Genomic DNA, 13,637 nt, shown 5'->3' with positions numbered 1-13,637 from the left:
CGGGCACGACCGGCCCCCGCCAAGGAAGGTGACCGACTCGTGAGCAGTGCGGCCTGGAACGTGACCGACATCCCTGATCTGACCGGCCGGGTGGCCGTCGTCACCGGGGCCAACAGCGGGCTCGGGTACGTCACCGCGCGCGAGCTGGCGCGCAAGGGGGCGCGTGTGGTGCTCGCCTGCCGCAGCGAGGCGCGGGGCGCCGAGGCGGCCGGGCGTCTCGCTGCCGAAGTGCCGGGCGCCACGGCCGAGTTCCGGCAGCTGGACCTCGGGGACCTCGCGTCGGTACGGCAGTTCGCGCAGGCCCTCCCGTACGACCGTCTCGACCTGCTCGTCAACAACGCGGGCGTGATGGCGCCGCCGTACGGCACGACCGCGGACGGCTTCGAGACCCAGTTCGGCGTCAACCACCTGGGCCACTTCGCCCTCACGGGGCTGCTGTTGCCCAGGCTGCTGGCGGTGCCCGGCGCGCGGGTCGTGACCGTGTCGAGCATGCTGCACGCCCTGTCCAACATCGACCTCGGCGACCTCAACAGCGAGCGCGGGTACCGCCGTTGGATCTCCTACGGCCGCTCCAAGACCGCCAACCTCCTCTTCACCCACGAGCTGGCCCGCCGCCTGGCGGCCACCGGCGCCGACGTGACCGCGACCGCCGCCCACCCCGGCTACGCGGCCACCAATCTCCAGACGGCGGGTCCGAAGGCGGAGGGGCGTAGGCGTGCCGAGCAGCTGATGGAGCTCGGCAACCGGGTCTTCGCCCAGTCCGCGGAAGCGGGCGCGCTGCCCACGCTCCGAGCCGCCACCGACCCGGCGGCCGGCCCTGACTCCTTCTACGGCCCGAGCTTCGCGATGTGGCGCGGCGCACCGGCCCTGTCCTGGCGGACGAGCTGGACGCGCAACGACCAGACGTCGAAGCTGCTTTGGGAGGCGTCGGAGCGGCTGACCGGGGTCTCCACCTGCTGGTCCTTGAAGTCGGGTGAGTGAGCGTAACCATGTATGAGTGAGTGTCGTTGTCAGAGCGTGAATCTGACGGAATGGGCGAAGACGCAGGGCGTGCATCCGCAGACCGCGTATCGCTGGTTCCGTGAGGGGATATTGCCGGTGCCGGCTCAGCGGGTCGGGCCGCGTACGATTCTGGTGAACATTGACGCGAACACCACGCCCGAGGTCATCGGTGGTCTGGGCCTGTATGCCCGGGTGTCCTCGCACGATCAGAAGACCGATCTGGAACGCCAGGTCACACGGCTGTCGGCGTGGGCGGCGAAGGCCGGTCACCGAATCGTTCGTGTTGAGGCGGAGATCGCTTCCGGGATGAACGGCTGCCGTTCCAAGGCCCGGCGTCTGCTGGCCGACCCGAACGTGACCTGCGTGGTGGTGGAGCACAAGGACCGGCTCGGCCGGATGAACGTCGAGCTTGTCGAGGCCGCCTTGTCCGCGACGGGCCGTCGGCTGCTGGTGCTGGACGACGGCGAGGTCGAAGACGACCTGGTGCGGGACATGGTGGAGGTGCTGACCTCGTTCTGTGCCCGCCTGTACGGGCGCAGGTCGGCGAAGAACCGCGCCCGCAAGGCGCTGGAGGCCGCCGAACATGGCTGACCTCCGCCCGATCGCCGCGCCGTTAGTTGCCCTCGGGCCATCCGGTGTGGCGATTCGCGACCGCCTCAAGGGCCTGACACCCGCCGACGAGAAGGTGCTGCGACTGGTAGGCGCGCACCTCGGGTCGCTTGCCTCCCGCGATCTCAAGGCCCGATGCGCGGACGGCCTGGAACACTCCACGGACACGTGGGCGGCCCGGAAGAAGAGCCTGACCTCTGAGTCGTCGTCCCGCTGGGCGGGGGCGATCACAAAGGCAACGCACGACCAGTGGGCCTTGTCCCGCCGCTGCCAGCTCGCGCACGTCCAGGGCCTCGAAGCAGGTCTCACGACGATTCGGCACCGTCTGTCCCAGCCCATCGGGGAGAAGGGCACCAAGAAGGCTCCAGGCGGGTACCGCTCGAAGAACGAGTGGTTCCACAAGGCCCGTCGCCTGCATGTCCTCGAAGAACGCCTTGAGCGGGAGCGAGCCGACCGCGAAGAGGGCGTCGTGCACGTCGTGCGGGGCGGCAAGCGCCTTGCGGGCAACCGTCACAACCTCGACGCCGCGCAGCTCACCGAGGCCGAGTGGCGGACACGGTGGGAGGCGGAACGCTGGTTCCTCCAGGCCGACGGCGAGTCCGGCAAGCGCTTCGGGAACGAAACCATCCGAGTCGCCCCGGACGGCGAGGTGTCCATCAAGCTCCCGGCTCCCCTCGCCGAGTACGCCAACGCCAAGCACGGCCGGTACGTACTCGCCGCCAAGGCGCGGTTTCCGCACCGGGGTACGCAGTGGGCCGACCGCATCGAGGCCAACCGGGCAGTCGCCTACCGCATCCACCTGGACGTGGCCAAGGACCGCTGGTACCTGACCGCTTCCTGGCAGATCCCGCCGTCGAAGACCATCCCGCTGGATGCCGCCCTGGCTCACGGTGTGATCGGTGTGGACACCAACGCTGATCACCTCGCGGCCTGGCGCCTCGACACCTGCGGCAACCCGACCGGGCAGCCCCGCCGCTTCTCCTACGACCTCAGCGGGTCGGCCGACCACCGAGACGCCCAGGTCCGCCACGCCCTGTCCCGGCTTCTGAACTGGGCCAAGACCTGCGGCGTGAAGGCCATCGCGGTCGAAGACCTCGACTTCCAGGCCGAGAAGACCAGGGAGAAGAACGGCCGGCGCCGCAAGTTCCGGCAGCTCATCTCCGGTATGCCCACCGGCAGGCTCCGCGCTCGCTTGACGTCGATGGCCGACGCCACCGGTATCGCGATCATCGCTGTCGATCCGGCCTACACCAGCAAGTGGGGCGCTCAGCACTGGCAGAAGCCCCTCACCAGCAAGACCCGTAAGACGACCCGTCACGATGCGGCAAGCATCGCGATCGGGCGACGCGCCCAAGGACACCCGATCCGGCGACGGACGGCACCGCCCCGCAACGACCAGAGCGATCGTCGCGGGCATCGGACCGCCCAGGCCGGACCGGAAGCCCTTGAGCGTGAGGAAACCCGCCCCCGCATCCCCGGACCACGGACACGATCCGTGCAGCCGGACGCGGCGAGTACGCGGGCGACCAGGACACCCAAAACCGTTCGGGATGTCCGCAGTGACCAGGTATGGGCCCAAGACTCACTCCTGCTCACTGATTAGGAACGGTGACGTACGAGGCGCTCAAGGCGTAGCCCTTTCAGAGGGGGCGTCTACGACGTCCCCTCCCCCTCGCCTCCTCGTCAGCCGGCCAAGGTTCCCTGATGGAAGCACAGGCGCCAGCCTGCTTCCGTCAGCCGCCACACGGAACTCCGCCAGACCCTGCGCCCCTGGTTGTCGGCGAAGTACGTCAAGTGAACGACGCCCGGAGCAAGGACCGTTCCTTACATCCGGCTGACCTCGACCGGGGACTCCGGCGACACTGTTCCCGCACTCGTCACCGTGAGGATCGACTCGGCGTCCCACCAGCGTCCCGACGCTCCGATCTCGGTGAAGTCCCGATCCAGGAGCTCCAGCACCAGCGCCGGAGAAGCACGCACCTCAGGGTCGAGCAGCCGCAACTCCCCATCGACGGCCGCTTGTACGGCACTCTCGCTCTCGTCAGCCATGTACGAAACGTAGGCCGACCCGGACCTCCACTCAAACGGGTTCCGGAAGGCGACCGAGGTGCTTGACGACGCGCTCACGCAGAAGGAGGTACTCCTCCCAGCGGCGCGGCAGAGGACCCGGCGGCCGCTCGACGACACGGGCGGCGGTGATGGCCTGTCCGAGCCGGAACTGCTCGCGCGTCAGGTCGAGTTCAACCCCGCTGGGCAGCTGGTTCCACCAGTGGAAGCCGTGCTGGACCCCGTCGAGGTGCACTTCACCAAGCATGAGATCACCCCCGAAGACGTCGTTGACGACCAAGGCCGTGATGTCACAGTGCCCCCAGGCCGGGTTGCCGGGCTGCCAGTCGGCCTGGTCATCGGGTGAACAGGTGTCGGCGGCCCAACTGGCACGCAGGGCGCTGTCGAGATCGAGCAGGTTCCAAGGAGTCATACCGCCAGCGTCGCAGCCGCCACTGACATCGCAGGCGGCAGACAGCAGACGTACGCGGAACTCGAGCCGCAGCGAGCCCATGACATTCTCGGATCATGACCGAAGCAGGGAAGACCCAGGTCCCGGCGCTGGCCACTCCTGCCGAGTGGGACGCCCTCATAGCCGACTGGGACGGGATCCGGCACGGCTACTACTACGGCAGCGATGCACCGGGCACGGTATTGCCGCGAAGAACGTCAAAACGGCCGCCGGACTGGCGGTTGCAGCCTGTGGAGCGCCGGTAAGACCAGGACTCGTCCCGGCGCAGCGCGACGAAGCAGAAAGCCACGGATTCTCCCCCCGAACCTCGTGTCGCGTAGCGGCACAGCATCGGACGAGAAGGCCAGAATCCTCGGGCTTCAGCCCGAGGAGCAAGTCAAGTCCTGGAGCTGGCCCACCCGGACCGGGACGCCGAGTGCGCGGCGGCCCCGTCCGACGAGGAGGACGCGGGCTCCTGGTACGAGGACCGGATGACGCGCGACGTGTGGGCCTGCCCGCGGAACCTGGCGGGGTTCGCCCGCACTTCCGCCGAGGGGGAGTGAGAGGGCCCTCAACTCACCCGCCGGGACTGCCGCTTGTCCCGTTCCCTGCGCCACCGCACATAGCCCAGTGCGCCCGCCGTGACGATCAGCGGCCAGAGGAGATAGCGGCCGGTCATGAGGAGGAGGGCCGCTACCGCGATGAGCGCGAGGAGAGCGGCGCGGTGGTGGAGGGTGCCGCGGGGCAGCAGGCGCAGGGCGGCGGCGGTGCCCAGGGCGTAGACCGTGACGAACGAGCCGGTGGAGAGCAGGACGAGCGGCTGGGGGCCCACGCCGGCGAAGGTGGTGACGGCGAGGGCGACGGCCGCGAGGCCGGACACCAGGGCCAGGCTGCGCCGCGGTACCTCGCCGGCGCTGCTGCCCCGGGCGAGCCACGACGGCAGCGCGCCGTCCCGGCCGAGCGCGGCGCCGAGCTTGGCCGCGCCCGCGAAGTAGGAGTTCATCACGCCGAGCGTGAGCAGCACCGCGACGACCGCGGCCGGACCACGGGCGGTTCCACCGGTCCCGAGCGCCAGCAGTTCGGCCAGCGGGGCGTCGGTGGTGCCGGCGGCCGGGCCGAGGACGAGCAGGCCGGCGGCGGCGACGGCCAGGTAGAGCACGCCGACGACGGCCACCGCCATGAGAGCGGCGCGCGGCAGGTCCCGTGCGGGGCGGCGGAAGTCGGCGGCCAGGTGGGTGATGGCCTCCCAGCCCGCGAAGCTCCAGACCAGCAGGGCCGCGGCCGAACCGACCGCGGCCCAGCCGTGCGGGGCGAACGGCCGCAGGTTGTCCACGCGGGCGTGGGGCACCGCCGCGGCCACGGCGGCCAGCAGCAGCGTGACGAGCAGGACGGCGAGGACGAGTTGCAGTCGGCCCGACACCCTCAGTCCGAAGCCGTTGGCCACCGTGACGACGACGAGCAGCACCGGGGCCGTGAGCGCCACCGTGAGCCGGCCGCCGCCGAGCGCGTTCGCGACGTAGGCGCCGGCGAACATCCCCGCCGCCGGGCATCCCGCCGGTACGGCGAAGTAGAAACACCAGCCGACCACCGCCGCGGCCCGCCCGCCGAAGGCGTGCCGCACGTAGGTGGAGACGCCGCCACCGTCCGGGTACCGGGCGCCCAGCGCCGAGAAGGTGGCCGCGAGCGGCACCGACAGCAGGACCATGCCCAGCCAGGCCAGCAGGGACGCCGGTCCCGCCGCCCGCGCGGCGAGGGCGGGGAGCGCGATCACGCCGGTGCCGAGGACCGCGCCGACGTACAGCGCGGTCCCCTGCCAGACGGTCAGCCGTCCGGCCGGTCGGACCGGGACGCGGGCGTCGGCGCCCACGTGCGCCGGCGACTTCCCGGTGACGTTCCCCGTCACGCCGGGACCTGCCCGGTGCGCCGGAAGTCCATGGTCCAGTTGGTCTCCCAGCTCTGCCCGCCGTCCGTCGAGAACGCCTGCTCCCAGCGCGCCGAGAGCGGCGTGATCCCCGACCAGATGAAGCGGCAGCGCACGGGAGTGCCCTCGTGGGTGTCGTCGCCGTAGAACTCGCCCCGGCCGTCGTCGCCGAACCGACCGAAGACCGGCGGCTGGAGCAGTCCGGTACGACTGCTCACCCAGTTCAGCGACCATTCCTCGCGCACCGGGTCGAACAGGCGCAGTGTCAGACCGTTGAACGTCTTGGTCGGGAAGGCGATCTCGTCCAGGTTGGCCGCACCGCCGAACAGGGTGCCGTGGCACACCACCCAGCCCGGGAACTCGTCCCACTCGGTGTCGCCGCTCAGCGGCTCGACCAGCCGCCGGTTCGTCACGTCCCAGGTTCCCACCAGGAAGTCGAAGTCCCCGATGCCGGGGCGGCGGGTGGGTCTGGGGGTGGATGCAGTGCTCATAACGGGTCTGTCCTTCGCTCTGCCTCGCGCCCTGATCGGGCGCCCGGCCGGAAAGCTAGCCCGGGTCCCCTGACAGCTTGTGTCAGCAGAGTGCGGCAGACTCCCGCCATGCGCGCGAGCCGACTTCTCTCCGCCCTGCTGCTCCTCCAGACGCGTGGCCGGATGACCGCCCGGCAACTGGCCGACGAGCTGGAGGTGTCCGTCCGCACCGTCTACCGGGACATGGAGTCGCTCGCCGCCGCGGGTGTGCCCGTCTACGGTGATCCCGGGCACGAGGGCGGCTACCAGCTGGTCGACGGGTACCGCACCCGGCTGACCGGGCTCACCCCGGACGAGGCGGAGGCGCTCTTCCTGGCCGGGCTGCCGGGAGCCGCCGCCGACCTCGGGCTCGGGGCCGTCCTGGCCACCGCCCAGCTGAAGCTCACGGCGGCGCTCCCCGCAGAACTGCGGGAGAGGAGCGGGGAGTTGCGGCAGCGGTTCCATCTCGACACCTCGGGGTGGTATGCCGAGCCGGACGCCACCCCGCACCTCGCCGCCGTCACCGACGCGGTGTGGCGCCAGCGCCGGATACGGATCCGCTACCGGCGCTGGCGGGCTCCCCAGGAGGTGTCCCGGACGCTGGCCCCCTACGGGCTCGTGCTCAAGTCCGGCCGCTGGTACCTGGTGGCGGCCCGGCCGGGTGGCCCGGATGACCCGAAGGACGCACAGGCCTGCCGGACCTACCGTGTCTCCCAGATCCTCCGGATCCAAGTCCTGGACGACGCCTTCACCCGCCCGGACGGCTTCGACCTGGCCGCTCACTGGCGCGACTACCTCGCGGACTTCGACGCCCGCCGCCACCGGGGCGAGGCGACGGTACGCCTGTCCCCGCGGATCCTGAGCCGGCTCCCCGACCTCCTGGAACCGGCGCTCGCCCGCGCCGCCCGCGACAGCGCCGGCTCCCCGGACGCCGAGGGCCGCGTCGAGGTCGTCATCCCGGTCGAGTCCGTCGACCACACCGCCGCACAGCTCCTCCGCCTCGGTGCGGACGCGGAGGTCCTGGCCCCCGCCGAGCTGCGGGCGCACATGGCGGAGACGGCGACGTCACTGGCCGCCCTCTACCGGTGCCGGTGACCGCCGTGCGTGCTGCGGCACTTGAGCGGGTACAGGGCCGCATCCGGGTCGAACTCCGTATTTCTGGAACGAACGGTCAAGTACGGGTGAGGGCAAGTGGGGGCGACGGTCAGGGGCTGCCCGCCTGCGCCGCCCGCACCCCGTACGTCGCCACCCGCACCGTCCCGTCGTCCAGGCACCGCCCGTCGGCGAGGTCGAAGCGCTGCTTCAGCAGCGGGGAGGCCACGTACGGGCGGCCCCGGTGCGTGCCGGTCAGGCCGCGGGAGAGGACGGCCGCTCCGGTGAACGGGTCGCGGTTGTCGATGGCGTACAGGCGGCCCGTGCGGTCGTGGAAGAGGGCCGCTTGGCGGCCGTCTGGGAGCAGTGCCGCCACTCCGCGTCCGGGGAGCAGCGCGGTCAGCTCACAGACCGGGAACCACTGTCCCTCCAGGGCGAGTTGGACCTGCACGCTCGTCGTCTTCGTCGTCTCCGGGGCAACGGTCGTCACAGTGTGGCTCCTTCCAGGGGGCGGCCTATGGTCAGCAGGGGTAGGTCGGGCTTGATCTGGTCGCGCTCGGGGACGAAGGCGACGACCGGGTCCGGGGTGTTCGGGGCGTTCACGAAGGACACGAAGCGGGCCAGCTTCTCCGGATCGTTGATCGTCTCCGCCCACTCGTCTCGGTAGTGCGCGACGTGGGCGGTCATCAGGGACTCCAGCTCCGCGCAGATGCCCAGCGAGTCGTGCACCACCACGTCGCGTACGTGGTCCAGGCCGCCCGGGATCCGCTCCAGCCACGCGCTCGTGCGCTCCAGTCGGTCGGCCGTGCGGATGTAGAACATCAGGAAACGGTCGATCAGGCGGATCAAGTCGGGGTCGGTGAGGTCCTGGGCCAGGAGGTCCGCGTGGCGTGGCGTCGCGCCCCCGTTGCCGCCCACGTACAGGTTCCAGCCGGACGCCGTGGCGATCACGCCGAAGTCCTTCGACCGGGCCTCCGCGCACTCGCGCGCGCAGCCCGAGACCGCCGACTTGAGCTTGTGCGGGGAGCGCAGGCCCCGGTAGCGCAGCTCCAGGTCGATGGCCATGCGGACGGAGTCCTGGACGCCGTACCGGCACCACGTCTGTCCCACGCAGGACTTCACCGTGCGCAGCGACTTGCCGTACGCGTGGCCCGACTCGAAGCCCGCGTCCACCAAGCGCGTCCAGATCAGCGGGAGTTGCTCCACCCGCGCGCCGAACATGTCGATGCGCTGGCCGCCGGTGATCTTCGTGTAGAGGCCGAAGTCGCGGGCGATCTCGCCGATCACGATCAGCTTCTCCGGGGCGATCTCGCCGCCGGGGATGCGCGGGACGACCGAATACGAGCCGTTCTTCTGGAGGTTGGCGAGGAAGTGGTCGTTGGTGTCCTGAAGGGCCGCCTGCTCCCCGTCGAGGACGTAGCCGCTCGCGCCGATCGCCGGCGCCAGCGAGGCGATGATCGAGGCCACCGCCGGCTTGCAGGTCTCGCAGCCGTCGCCGCCCCGGGCGGACTCGCGGCCATGGCGGTCCAGGAGGTCCTGGTACGACGTGATGCGCAGGGCCAGGACGATCTCGTACAGCTCCTCGCGGGTCTGCGCGAAGCAGCCGCACAGGCCCTGGTCGACCTCGACGCCGTTCGCCTCCAGCTCGGCGGTGACGAGCTGACCGACCACCTTCACGCAACTGCCGCAGCCCGTCCCGGCCTTGGTGCACTGCTTCACCTCGGGCACGGTGGTGCAGGAGTGCTCCGTCACCGCGCCCCGGATCGCGCCCTTGGTCACGTTGTGGCAGGAGCAGACCACCGCCTCGTCGGGGAGGGCGGACGGGCCGAGCGTGGCGGGGGCGCCGGCGCCCGCCGGGAGGACCAGCTGCTCCGGCGGGACCGGCGGCACCGAGCCGGTCAGCGCGCGCAGCGTGCCGTACGCCTCCGCGTCGCCGACCAGGACGCCTCCGCGCAGGGTGCCGTCACGGCCGACGACCAGCTTCTTGTACACGCCCGCGCGGGAGTCGGCGTACACGACGTCGAGACAGTCCCCGGCGGTGCCGTGCGCGTCACCGAAGGACGCCACGTCCACGCCGAGCAGCTTCAGCTTGGTGGACTGGTCGGCGCCGGTGAAGGACGTCTCGCCGCCCGCGATGGCGTCGGCGGCCGTCTCCGCCTGCTCGTAGCCGGGGGCCACCAGGCCGTACACCCGGCCGTCCGCCGCCTGCGCGCACTCGCCGATCGCGAAGACGCGCGGGTCCGTCACCGTGCGGCACCGCTCGTCGACGGTGATGCCACCGCGTTCGCCGACCGCCAGACCGCAGTCCCGGGCCAGCTGGTCGCGAGGTCGGACACCGGCGCTGAACACCACCATGTCCGTGGGGAGTTCGGATCCGTCGGACAGCCTCATGCCCGTGACGGCACCCGAAGCACCGTCCGTCAGGATCGCCTCCGTGCCCGTGCCGGTGTGCACGCGCAGACCCATGTCCGTGAGCGTGCGCAGCAGCGCCGCGCCGCCGCCCTCGTCCACCTGCACCGGCATCAGCCGCGGCGCGAACTCCACCACGTGCGTGGCGAGTCCGAGGCCCTGGAGCGCGCCCGCCGCCTCCAGTCCGAGCAGCCCGCCGCCGACCACCGCACCGGTCGTCGCCCGCGTCTTCGCGTACGCCTCGATCGCCAGCAGGTCCTCGATGGTCCGGTAGACGAAGCAGCCCTCGGCGTCCTTGTTCGGGACGGGCGGTACGAAGGGGAAGGAGCCGGTGGCCAGGACGAGGGTGTCGTAGCCGATGGTCAGACCGGAGCGGGCGGTGACCGTCCTCGCGGACCGGTCGATGCGCTCAGCCGGGTCGCCGAGGTGCAGCTCGATGCCGTGTTCCTCGATGAACGTCCGGTCGGTCAGGGAGAGTTCCTCGGGCGTACGGCCCGAGAAGTACGAGGTGAGCTGCACGCGGTCGTACGCCGGACGCGGCTCCTCGCACAGCACGACCACGCGGTGGGTGCCGGTCAGGCCGCGCCCGGCGAGCGCTTCGAGGAAGCGCTGGCCGACCATGCCGTGGCCGACGAGCACGAGCGTGGGAGCGCCCGGCGTGTGGGTGTTCGTGGGCATCAAGAGCCTCCGTCATGGGTGAACAGATGGAGCAGAGGGGCGCCGCCGCCGTCGGGCGCGGGAAGCGGTTCCGTCCCCTCCCAGGCACGGGCGAGTGCGCCGACGGTGCCGAGTTCGCCGACGAGGACCCCGCCCACCAGGCGGTCGTCGCGGACGACGACCTTGCGGTACGTGCCTCGGGTGGCGTCCGTGAGCTGGACGACCTCGTCGCCGGGGCGCGGCTCGGCCTCGCCGAACGCGGCGAGGTCGAAGGGGGAGCGGTCCCGGCCGGGGAGGGCGAGCCGGGTCAGGGAGCGGGTGCCGCGGTAGCCCGCGCCGCCGCTGTCTTTGGCGATCAACTCGGCGAGTACGTCGGCCTGTTCGAGTGCGGGGGCGGCCAGGCCGTACACCGTTCCGTCGTGCTGGGCGCAGTCGCCGAGGGCATGGATGTGCGGGTCGGACGTACGCAGCCGGTCGTCCACGACGACGCCCTGGCGCACGGCGAGCCCCGCGTCCACCGCGAGCCCCACCCGCGGCCGGACCCCGCACGCGACGACCACGAGGTCGGTGTCGAGGGCGTACCCGTCGGCCAGCTCGACCGAGCGGACCGCGCCGCCGACGCTGCGCACGTCCCGTACCCGGCACTCGGTGTGCACCTCCACACCCAGGTCGTCCGTGAGATGCCGCAGCACGAGCCGCGAGGCGTTCCGGTCGAGCTGGCGCTCCATGAGCCGTTCCGCCTGCTGGGCCACGACCACCTGCGCGCCGCGCAGCGCGAGCGCGCGGGCGGCGGAGACTCCGAGCAGTCCACCGCCGATGACGACCGCCCGCACGCCCGGCCGGACCGCCTTGGACAGGGCCAGGCAGTCGTCCATGGTGCGGAACGCGTGGACGCCCTCGGGGAGTTCACCGCCCGGCGGGCCGAACAGACCGCGCAGCGGCGGGAGTACGGGATTGGAGCCGGTGGCCAGCACGAGCGTGCCGTACGGGATCTCCGTACCGTCAGCGCACTCCACGGTGCGCCGACGCCGGTCGATGCCGGTGACCCGCGCGCGGACCAGCTCCGTCGGCGCCGGGAGCGCGATCACGTCGGGTCCGTACCGCCCCGCCAGCACCTCGGCGAGCAGGACCCGGTTGTACGGCCGGTGTTCCTCCTCGCCGACGACCAGCGCGGGCACACCCAGATCGCCGAGCCGGCGGGCGAGTCGTACGCCCGCCAGCCCGGCGCCGATCACCAGCACACGCGCATCCGAGGTCATGCACCGCAGCGTGCGACGCCGACGTTACCCGGCGGCATCACGCCTGTTTCCCTCGCGGAACGCTGCGCTCAGCGGGCGCGGGGCGGGAGTGTGAGCGGGAAGGCCGAGCGGGGGGCGAACCTCAGGAGTGCCTCAAGTACGTGGCGGGCGCACCCATTCCGGCGGGCCGTCCTCTAGGGTCCCGATCATGCCCGACATATCGCTGACCATGGTCGCTCTCCTCTGCCTCGCGGCCCTCGCGGCCGGATGGATCGACGCGGTGGTGGGCGGGGGCGGCCTCCTGCTCCTCCCGGCGCTCCTGCTCGGGCTCCCGGCGAGCACCCCGGCGGCGTACGCCCTCGGCACCAACAAGGCGGTCGCGATCGTCGGGACGACCGGGGCGGCGGTGACGTACACCCGTAAGGCGCCCGTCGACGTACGCCTGGCCCTGCGCATCGGGCTCGCCGCGCTCGTCGGCTCCTCGGCCGGCGCGTTCTTCGCGGCCGGGATGAGCACGGAGGTGCTCAAGCCGGTGATCATGGTGGTGCTGCTCGCCGTCGCGGCCTTCGTGATCCTGCGGCCCGCCTTCGGGACGGCCCCCGCGCCCGGCCCGGCCACCCGCCACCAGGTGCTCGCCGCCATCGGGCTCGCGGGCCTCGGCATCGGCTTCTACGACGGCCTCATCGGCCCCGGCACCGGCACCTTCCTGGTCCTCGCCCTCACCGCCGTCCTCCACCTCGACCTGGTCACCGCCTCCGCCACCGCCAAGATCGTCAACTGCTGCACGAATGCGGGCGCCCTCGCCACGTTCGCCTGGCACGGCACCGTGCTGTGGCAACTGGCCGCGCTGATGGCCGTGTTCAACCTGGCGGGCGGCACGCTGGGCGCCCGTACGGCGCTGAAGAAGGGCAGCGGCTTCGTACGGGTCGTGCTGCTCACGGTGGTGTTCGCGCTGGTGGCGAACCTTGCGTACCAGCAGTGGGTGGCGTGATTCCGCGATTCAGCGGCTGCCGGTGAGGTGGGCGAAGACGACCACGTTGCCCTGGTAGCCGGTGGACTTCGAGTAGCCGCCCCCGCAGGTGATGACGCGCAGGTCCGGGCGGTTCGCGGCGCCGTACACCGTCTCGTCGGGGAAGTCCTTGGCCGAGTAGACCTCGACGGCGTCCACCGTGAACTCGGCCATGCTGCCGTCGCGCCGGTCGACCTCGATGGCGGCGCCGCGCTTGAGGGCGCCGAGGTCGTAGAAGACGGCCGGGCCCTCGCTGTTGTCCACGTGCCCGGCGACGATCGCGGTGCCCCGGTCGCCGGGTGTGGTGCCGGCCTCGTACCAGCCGGCGAGGTTCTTGTTCGCGGCGGGCGGCACGTCGAGGCTGCCCGAGGCGGTGAGGCGCAGGCCCATCAGCGGGGCGTTCACGCGGATCGAGGGGATGCGGATGCGGTCCGGCGGTGAGGGCGGCAGCGCGGGCGACGTGAGCGCCTCCTCGCCCGGATCCGGGCGGCCCTCGGCGGCGGCCGGCTGCGGCGGGGCGGGGGTCCCGGCGTTGCCGCCGAGCAGCCACACCCCCGAGGCCAGGGCGACGACGGTGACCGCGGCTATCGCGGCGTCCCCGATCCTGCGCATGCGAACCCCTCTCCCGGAGCTGGACCCCGTACCCCCTCCGGGCCGCGAGGGGCATCGGACCCGGAGGGGGCGGGACTTGCGG

General features: G+C 71.9%; 14 protein-coding genes. 6 read left to right on the top strand and 8 right to left on the bottom strand.

Features of this window, described 5'->3' with window-relative positions:
* Positions 1–39 precede the first annotated feature (39 nt).
* The 3 genes from QFZ74_RS10195 to QFZ74_RS10185 are packed head-to-tail and all read left to right on the top strand — an operon-like array spanning position 40 to position 3,214.
* The gene (locus QFZ74_RS10195) at positions 40–981 is read left to right on the top strand and encodes an oxidoreductase (protein WP_307620490.1); all 942 of its coding nucleotides are present in this window, start codon (positions 40–42) and stop codon (positions 979–981) included.
* Positions 982–1,017: 36 nt separating this feature from the next.
* Positions 1,018–1,593 (top strand): IS607 family transposase, encoded by a 576-nt coding sequence (locus QFZ74_RS10190; RefSeq protein WP_307620489.1) that lies wholly within the window; start codon positions 1,018–1,020, stop codon positions 1,591–1,593.
* The gene (locus QFZ74_RS10185) at positions 1,586–3,214 is read left to right on the top strand and encodes a transposase (protein ID WP_307620488.1); all 1,629 of its coding nucleotides are present in this window, start codon (positions 1,586–1,588) and stop codon (positions 3,212–3,214) included. Before QFZ74_RS10190 ends, QFZ74_RS10185 begins: the two co-directional genes overlap by 8 nt.
* 221 nt (positions 3,215–3,435) lie before the next feature.
* Here the strand turns inward: QFZ74_RS10185 and QFZ74_RS10180 are convergent, their stop codons facing one another.
* A complete protein-coding gene (locus tag QFZ74_RS10180) occupies positions 3,436–3,660 on the bottom strand; it encodes a hypothetical protein (protein WP_307620487.1) in 225 nt (74 codons plus the stop codon).
* A gap of 31 nt (positions 3,661–3,691) precedes the next feature.
* Positions 3,692–4,090, bottom strand: a complete 399-nt coding sequence (locus tag QFZ74_RS10175) for a hypothetical protein (RefSeq protein WP_307620486.1) — start codon at positions 4,088–4,090, stop codon at positions 3,692–3,694.
* Between the two features lie 95 nt (positions 4,091–4,185).
* Here QFZ74_RS10175 and QFZ74_RS10170 point away from each other — a divergent pair, with 95 nt between their 5' ends.
* On the top strand, positions 4,186–4,374 hold the full coding sequence (locus QFZ74_RS10170; RefSeq protein WP_307620485.1) for a hypothetical protein: 189 nt from the start codon (positions 4,186–4,188) through the stop codon (positions 4,372–4,374).
* Positions 4,375–4,679: 305 nt separating this feature from the next.
* Here QFZ74_RS10170 and QFZ74_RS10165 read toward each other — a convergent pair whose 3' ends face one another.
* Both QFZ74_RS10165 and QFZ74_RS10160 read right to left on the bottom strand, forming a co-directional pair.
* Positions 4,680–6,011 carry an APC family permease gene (locus tag QFZ74_RS10165; protein WP_307620484.1) on the bottom strand — a complete coding sequence of 444 codons (1,332 nt, stop codon included), beginning with the start codon at positions 6,009–6,011 and terminating at the stop codon, positions 4,680–4,682.
* Positions 6,008–6,520, bottom strand: a complete 513-nt coding sequence (locus QFZ74_RS10160) for a hypothetical protein (RefSeq protein WP_307620483.1) — start codon at positions 6,518–6,520, stop codon at positions 6,008–6,010. Before QFZ74_RS10160 ends, QFZ74_RS10165 begins: the two co-directional genes overlap by 4 nt.
* Positions 6,521–6,628: 108 nt before the next feature.
* Between QFZ74_RS10160 and QFZ74_RS10155 the strand changes: the two genes are divergently transcribed.
* Positions 6,629–7,633, top strand: a complete 1,005-nt coding sequence (locus tag QFZ74_RS10155) for a YafY family protein (RefSeq protein ID WP_307620482.1) — start codon at positions 6,629–6,631, stop codon at positions 7,631–7,633.
* A gap of 109 nt (positions 7,634–7,742) precedes the next feature.
* On the opposite strand, the gene nirD is transcribed toward QFZ74_RS10155, so the two are convergent.
* From nirD to QFZ74_RS10140, 3 genes are read right to left on the bottom strand one after another with little or no spacing between them, the layout of a single operon-like run.
* Positions 7,743–8,120, bottom strand: coding sequence for a nitrite reductase small subunit NirD (gene nirD, locus QFZ74_RS10150; protein ID WP_307620481.1), 378 nt, complete (start codon positions 8,118–8,120; stop codon positions 7,743–7,745).
* The gene (nirB, locus tag QFZ74_RS10145; protein WP_307620480.1) at positions 8,117–10,717 is read right to left on the bottom strand and encodes a nitrite reductase large subunit NirB; all 2,601 of its coding nucleotides are present in this window, start codon (positions 10,715–10,717) and stop codon (positions 8,117–8,119) included. Before nirB ends, nirD begins: the two co-directional genes overlap by 4 nt.
* Entirely contained in the window at positions 10,717–11,955 is a 1,239-nt protein-coding gene (locus QFZ74_RS10140) for an NAD(P)/FAD-dependent oxidoreductase (protein WP_307620479.1), read from the bottom strand. Before QFZ74_RS10140 ends, nirB begins: the two co-directional genes overlap by 1 nt.
* 187 nt (positions 11,956–12,142) lie before the next feature.
* Between QFZ74_RS10140 and QFZ74_RS10135 the strand changes: the two genes are divergently transcribed.
* Positions 12,143–12,925, top strand: a complete 783-nt coding sequence (locus tag QFZ74_RS10135; RefSeq protein ID WP_307620478.1) for a TSUP family transporter — start codon at positions 12,143–12,145, stop codon at positions 12,923–12,925.
* Between the two features lie 9 nt (positions 12,926–12,934).
* On the opposite strand, the gene QFZ74_RS10130 is transcribed toward QFZ74_RS10135, so the two are convergent.
* The gene (locus tag QFZ74_RS10130; RefSeq protein ID WP_307620477.1) at positions 12,935–13,555 is read right to left on the bottom strand and encodes a class F sortase; all 621 of its coding nucleotides are present in this window, start codon (positions 13,553–13,555) and stop codon (positions 12,935–12,937) included.
* Between the last annotated feature and the right edge of the window lie 82 nt (positions 13,556–13,637).

Source organism: Streptomyces sp. V3I7, assembly GCF_030817495.1.
GTDB lineage: Bacteria > Actinomycetota > Actinomycetes > Streptomycetales > Streptomycetaceae > Streptomyces.
This window is presented reverse-complemented; position numbering and strand designations above follow the sequence as displayed.

Bases quoted from the DNA above. Each gene is read 5' to 3' on its own strand.
- QFZ74_RS10185 (WP_307620488.1), top strand. From the start codon at position 1,586: ATGGCTGACCTCCGCCCGATCGCCGCGCCGTTAGTTGCCCTCGGGCCA.
- QFZ74_RS10180 (WP_307620487.1), bottom strand. From the start codon at position 3,660: ATGGCTGACGAGAGCGAGAGTGCCGTACAAGCGGCCGTCGATGGGGAG.
- QFZ74_RS10175 (WP_307620486.1), bottom strand. From the start codon at position 4,090: ATGACTCCTTGGAACCTGCTCGATCTCGACAGCGCCCTGCGTGCCAGT.
- QFZ74_RS10170 (WP_307620485.1), top strand. From the start codon at position 4,186: ATGACCGAAGCAGGGAAGACCCAGGTCCCGGCGCTGGCCACTCCTGCC.
- QFZ74_RS10160 (WP_307620483.1), bottom strand. From the start codon at position 6,520: ATGAGCACTGCATCCACCCCCAGACCCACCCGCCGCCCCGGCATCGGG.
- QFZ74_RS10155 (WP_307620482.1), top strand. From the start codon at position 6,629: ATGCGCGCGAGCCGACTTCTCTCCGCCCTGCTGCTCCTCCAGACGCGT.
- nirB (WP_307620480.1), bottom strand. From the start codon at position 10,717: ATGCCCACGAACACCCACACGCCGGGCGCTCCCACGCTCGTGCTCGTC.
- QFZ74_RS10140 (WP_307620479.1), bottom strand. From the start codon at position 11,955: ATGACCTCGGATGCGCGTGTGCTGGTGATCGGCGCCGGGCTGGCGGGC.
- QFZ74_RS10135 (WP_307620478.1), top strand. From the start codon at position 12,143: ATGCCCGACATATCGCTGACCATGGTCGCTCTCCTCTGCCTCGCGGCC.
- QFZ74_RS10130 (WP_307620477.1), bottom strand. From the start codon at position 13,555: ATGCGCAGGATCGGGGACGCCGCGATAGCCGCGGTCACCGTCGTCGCC.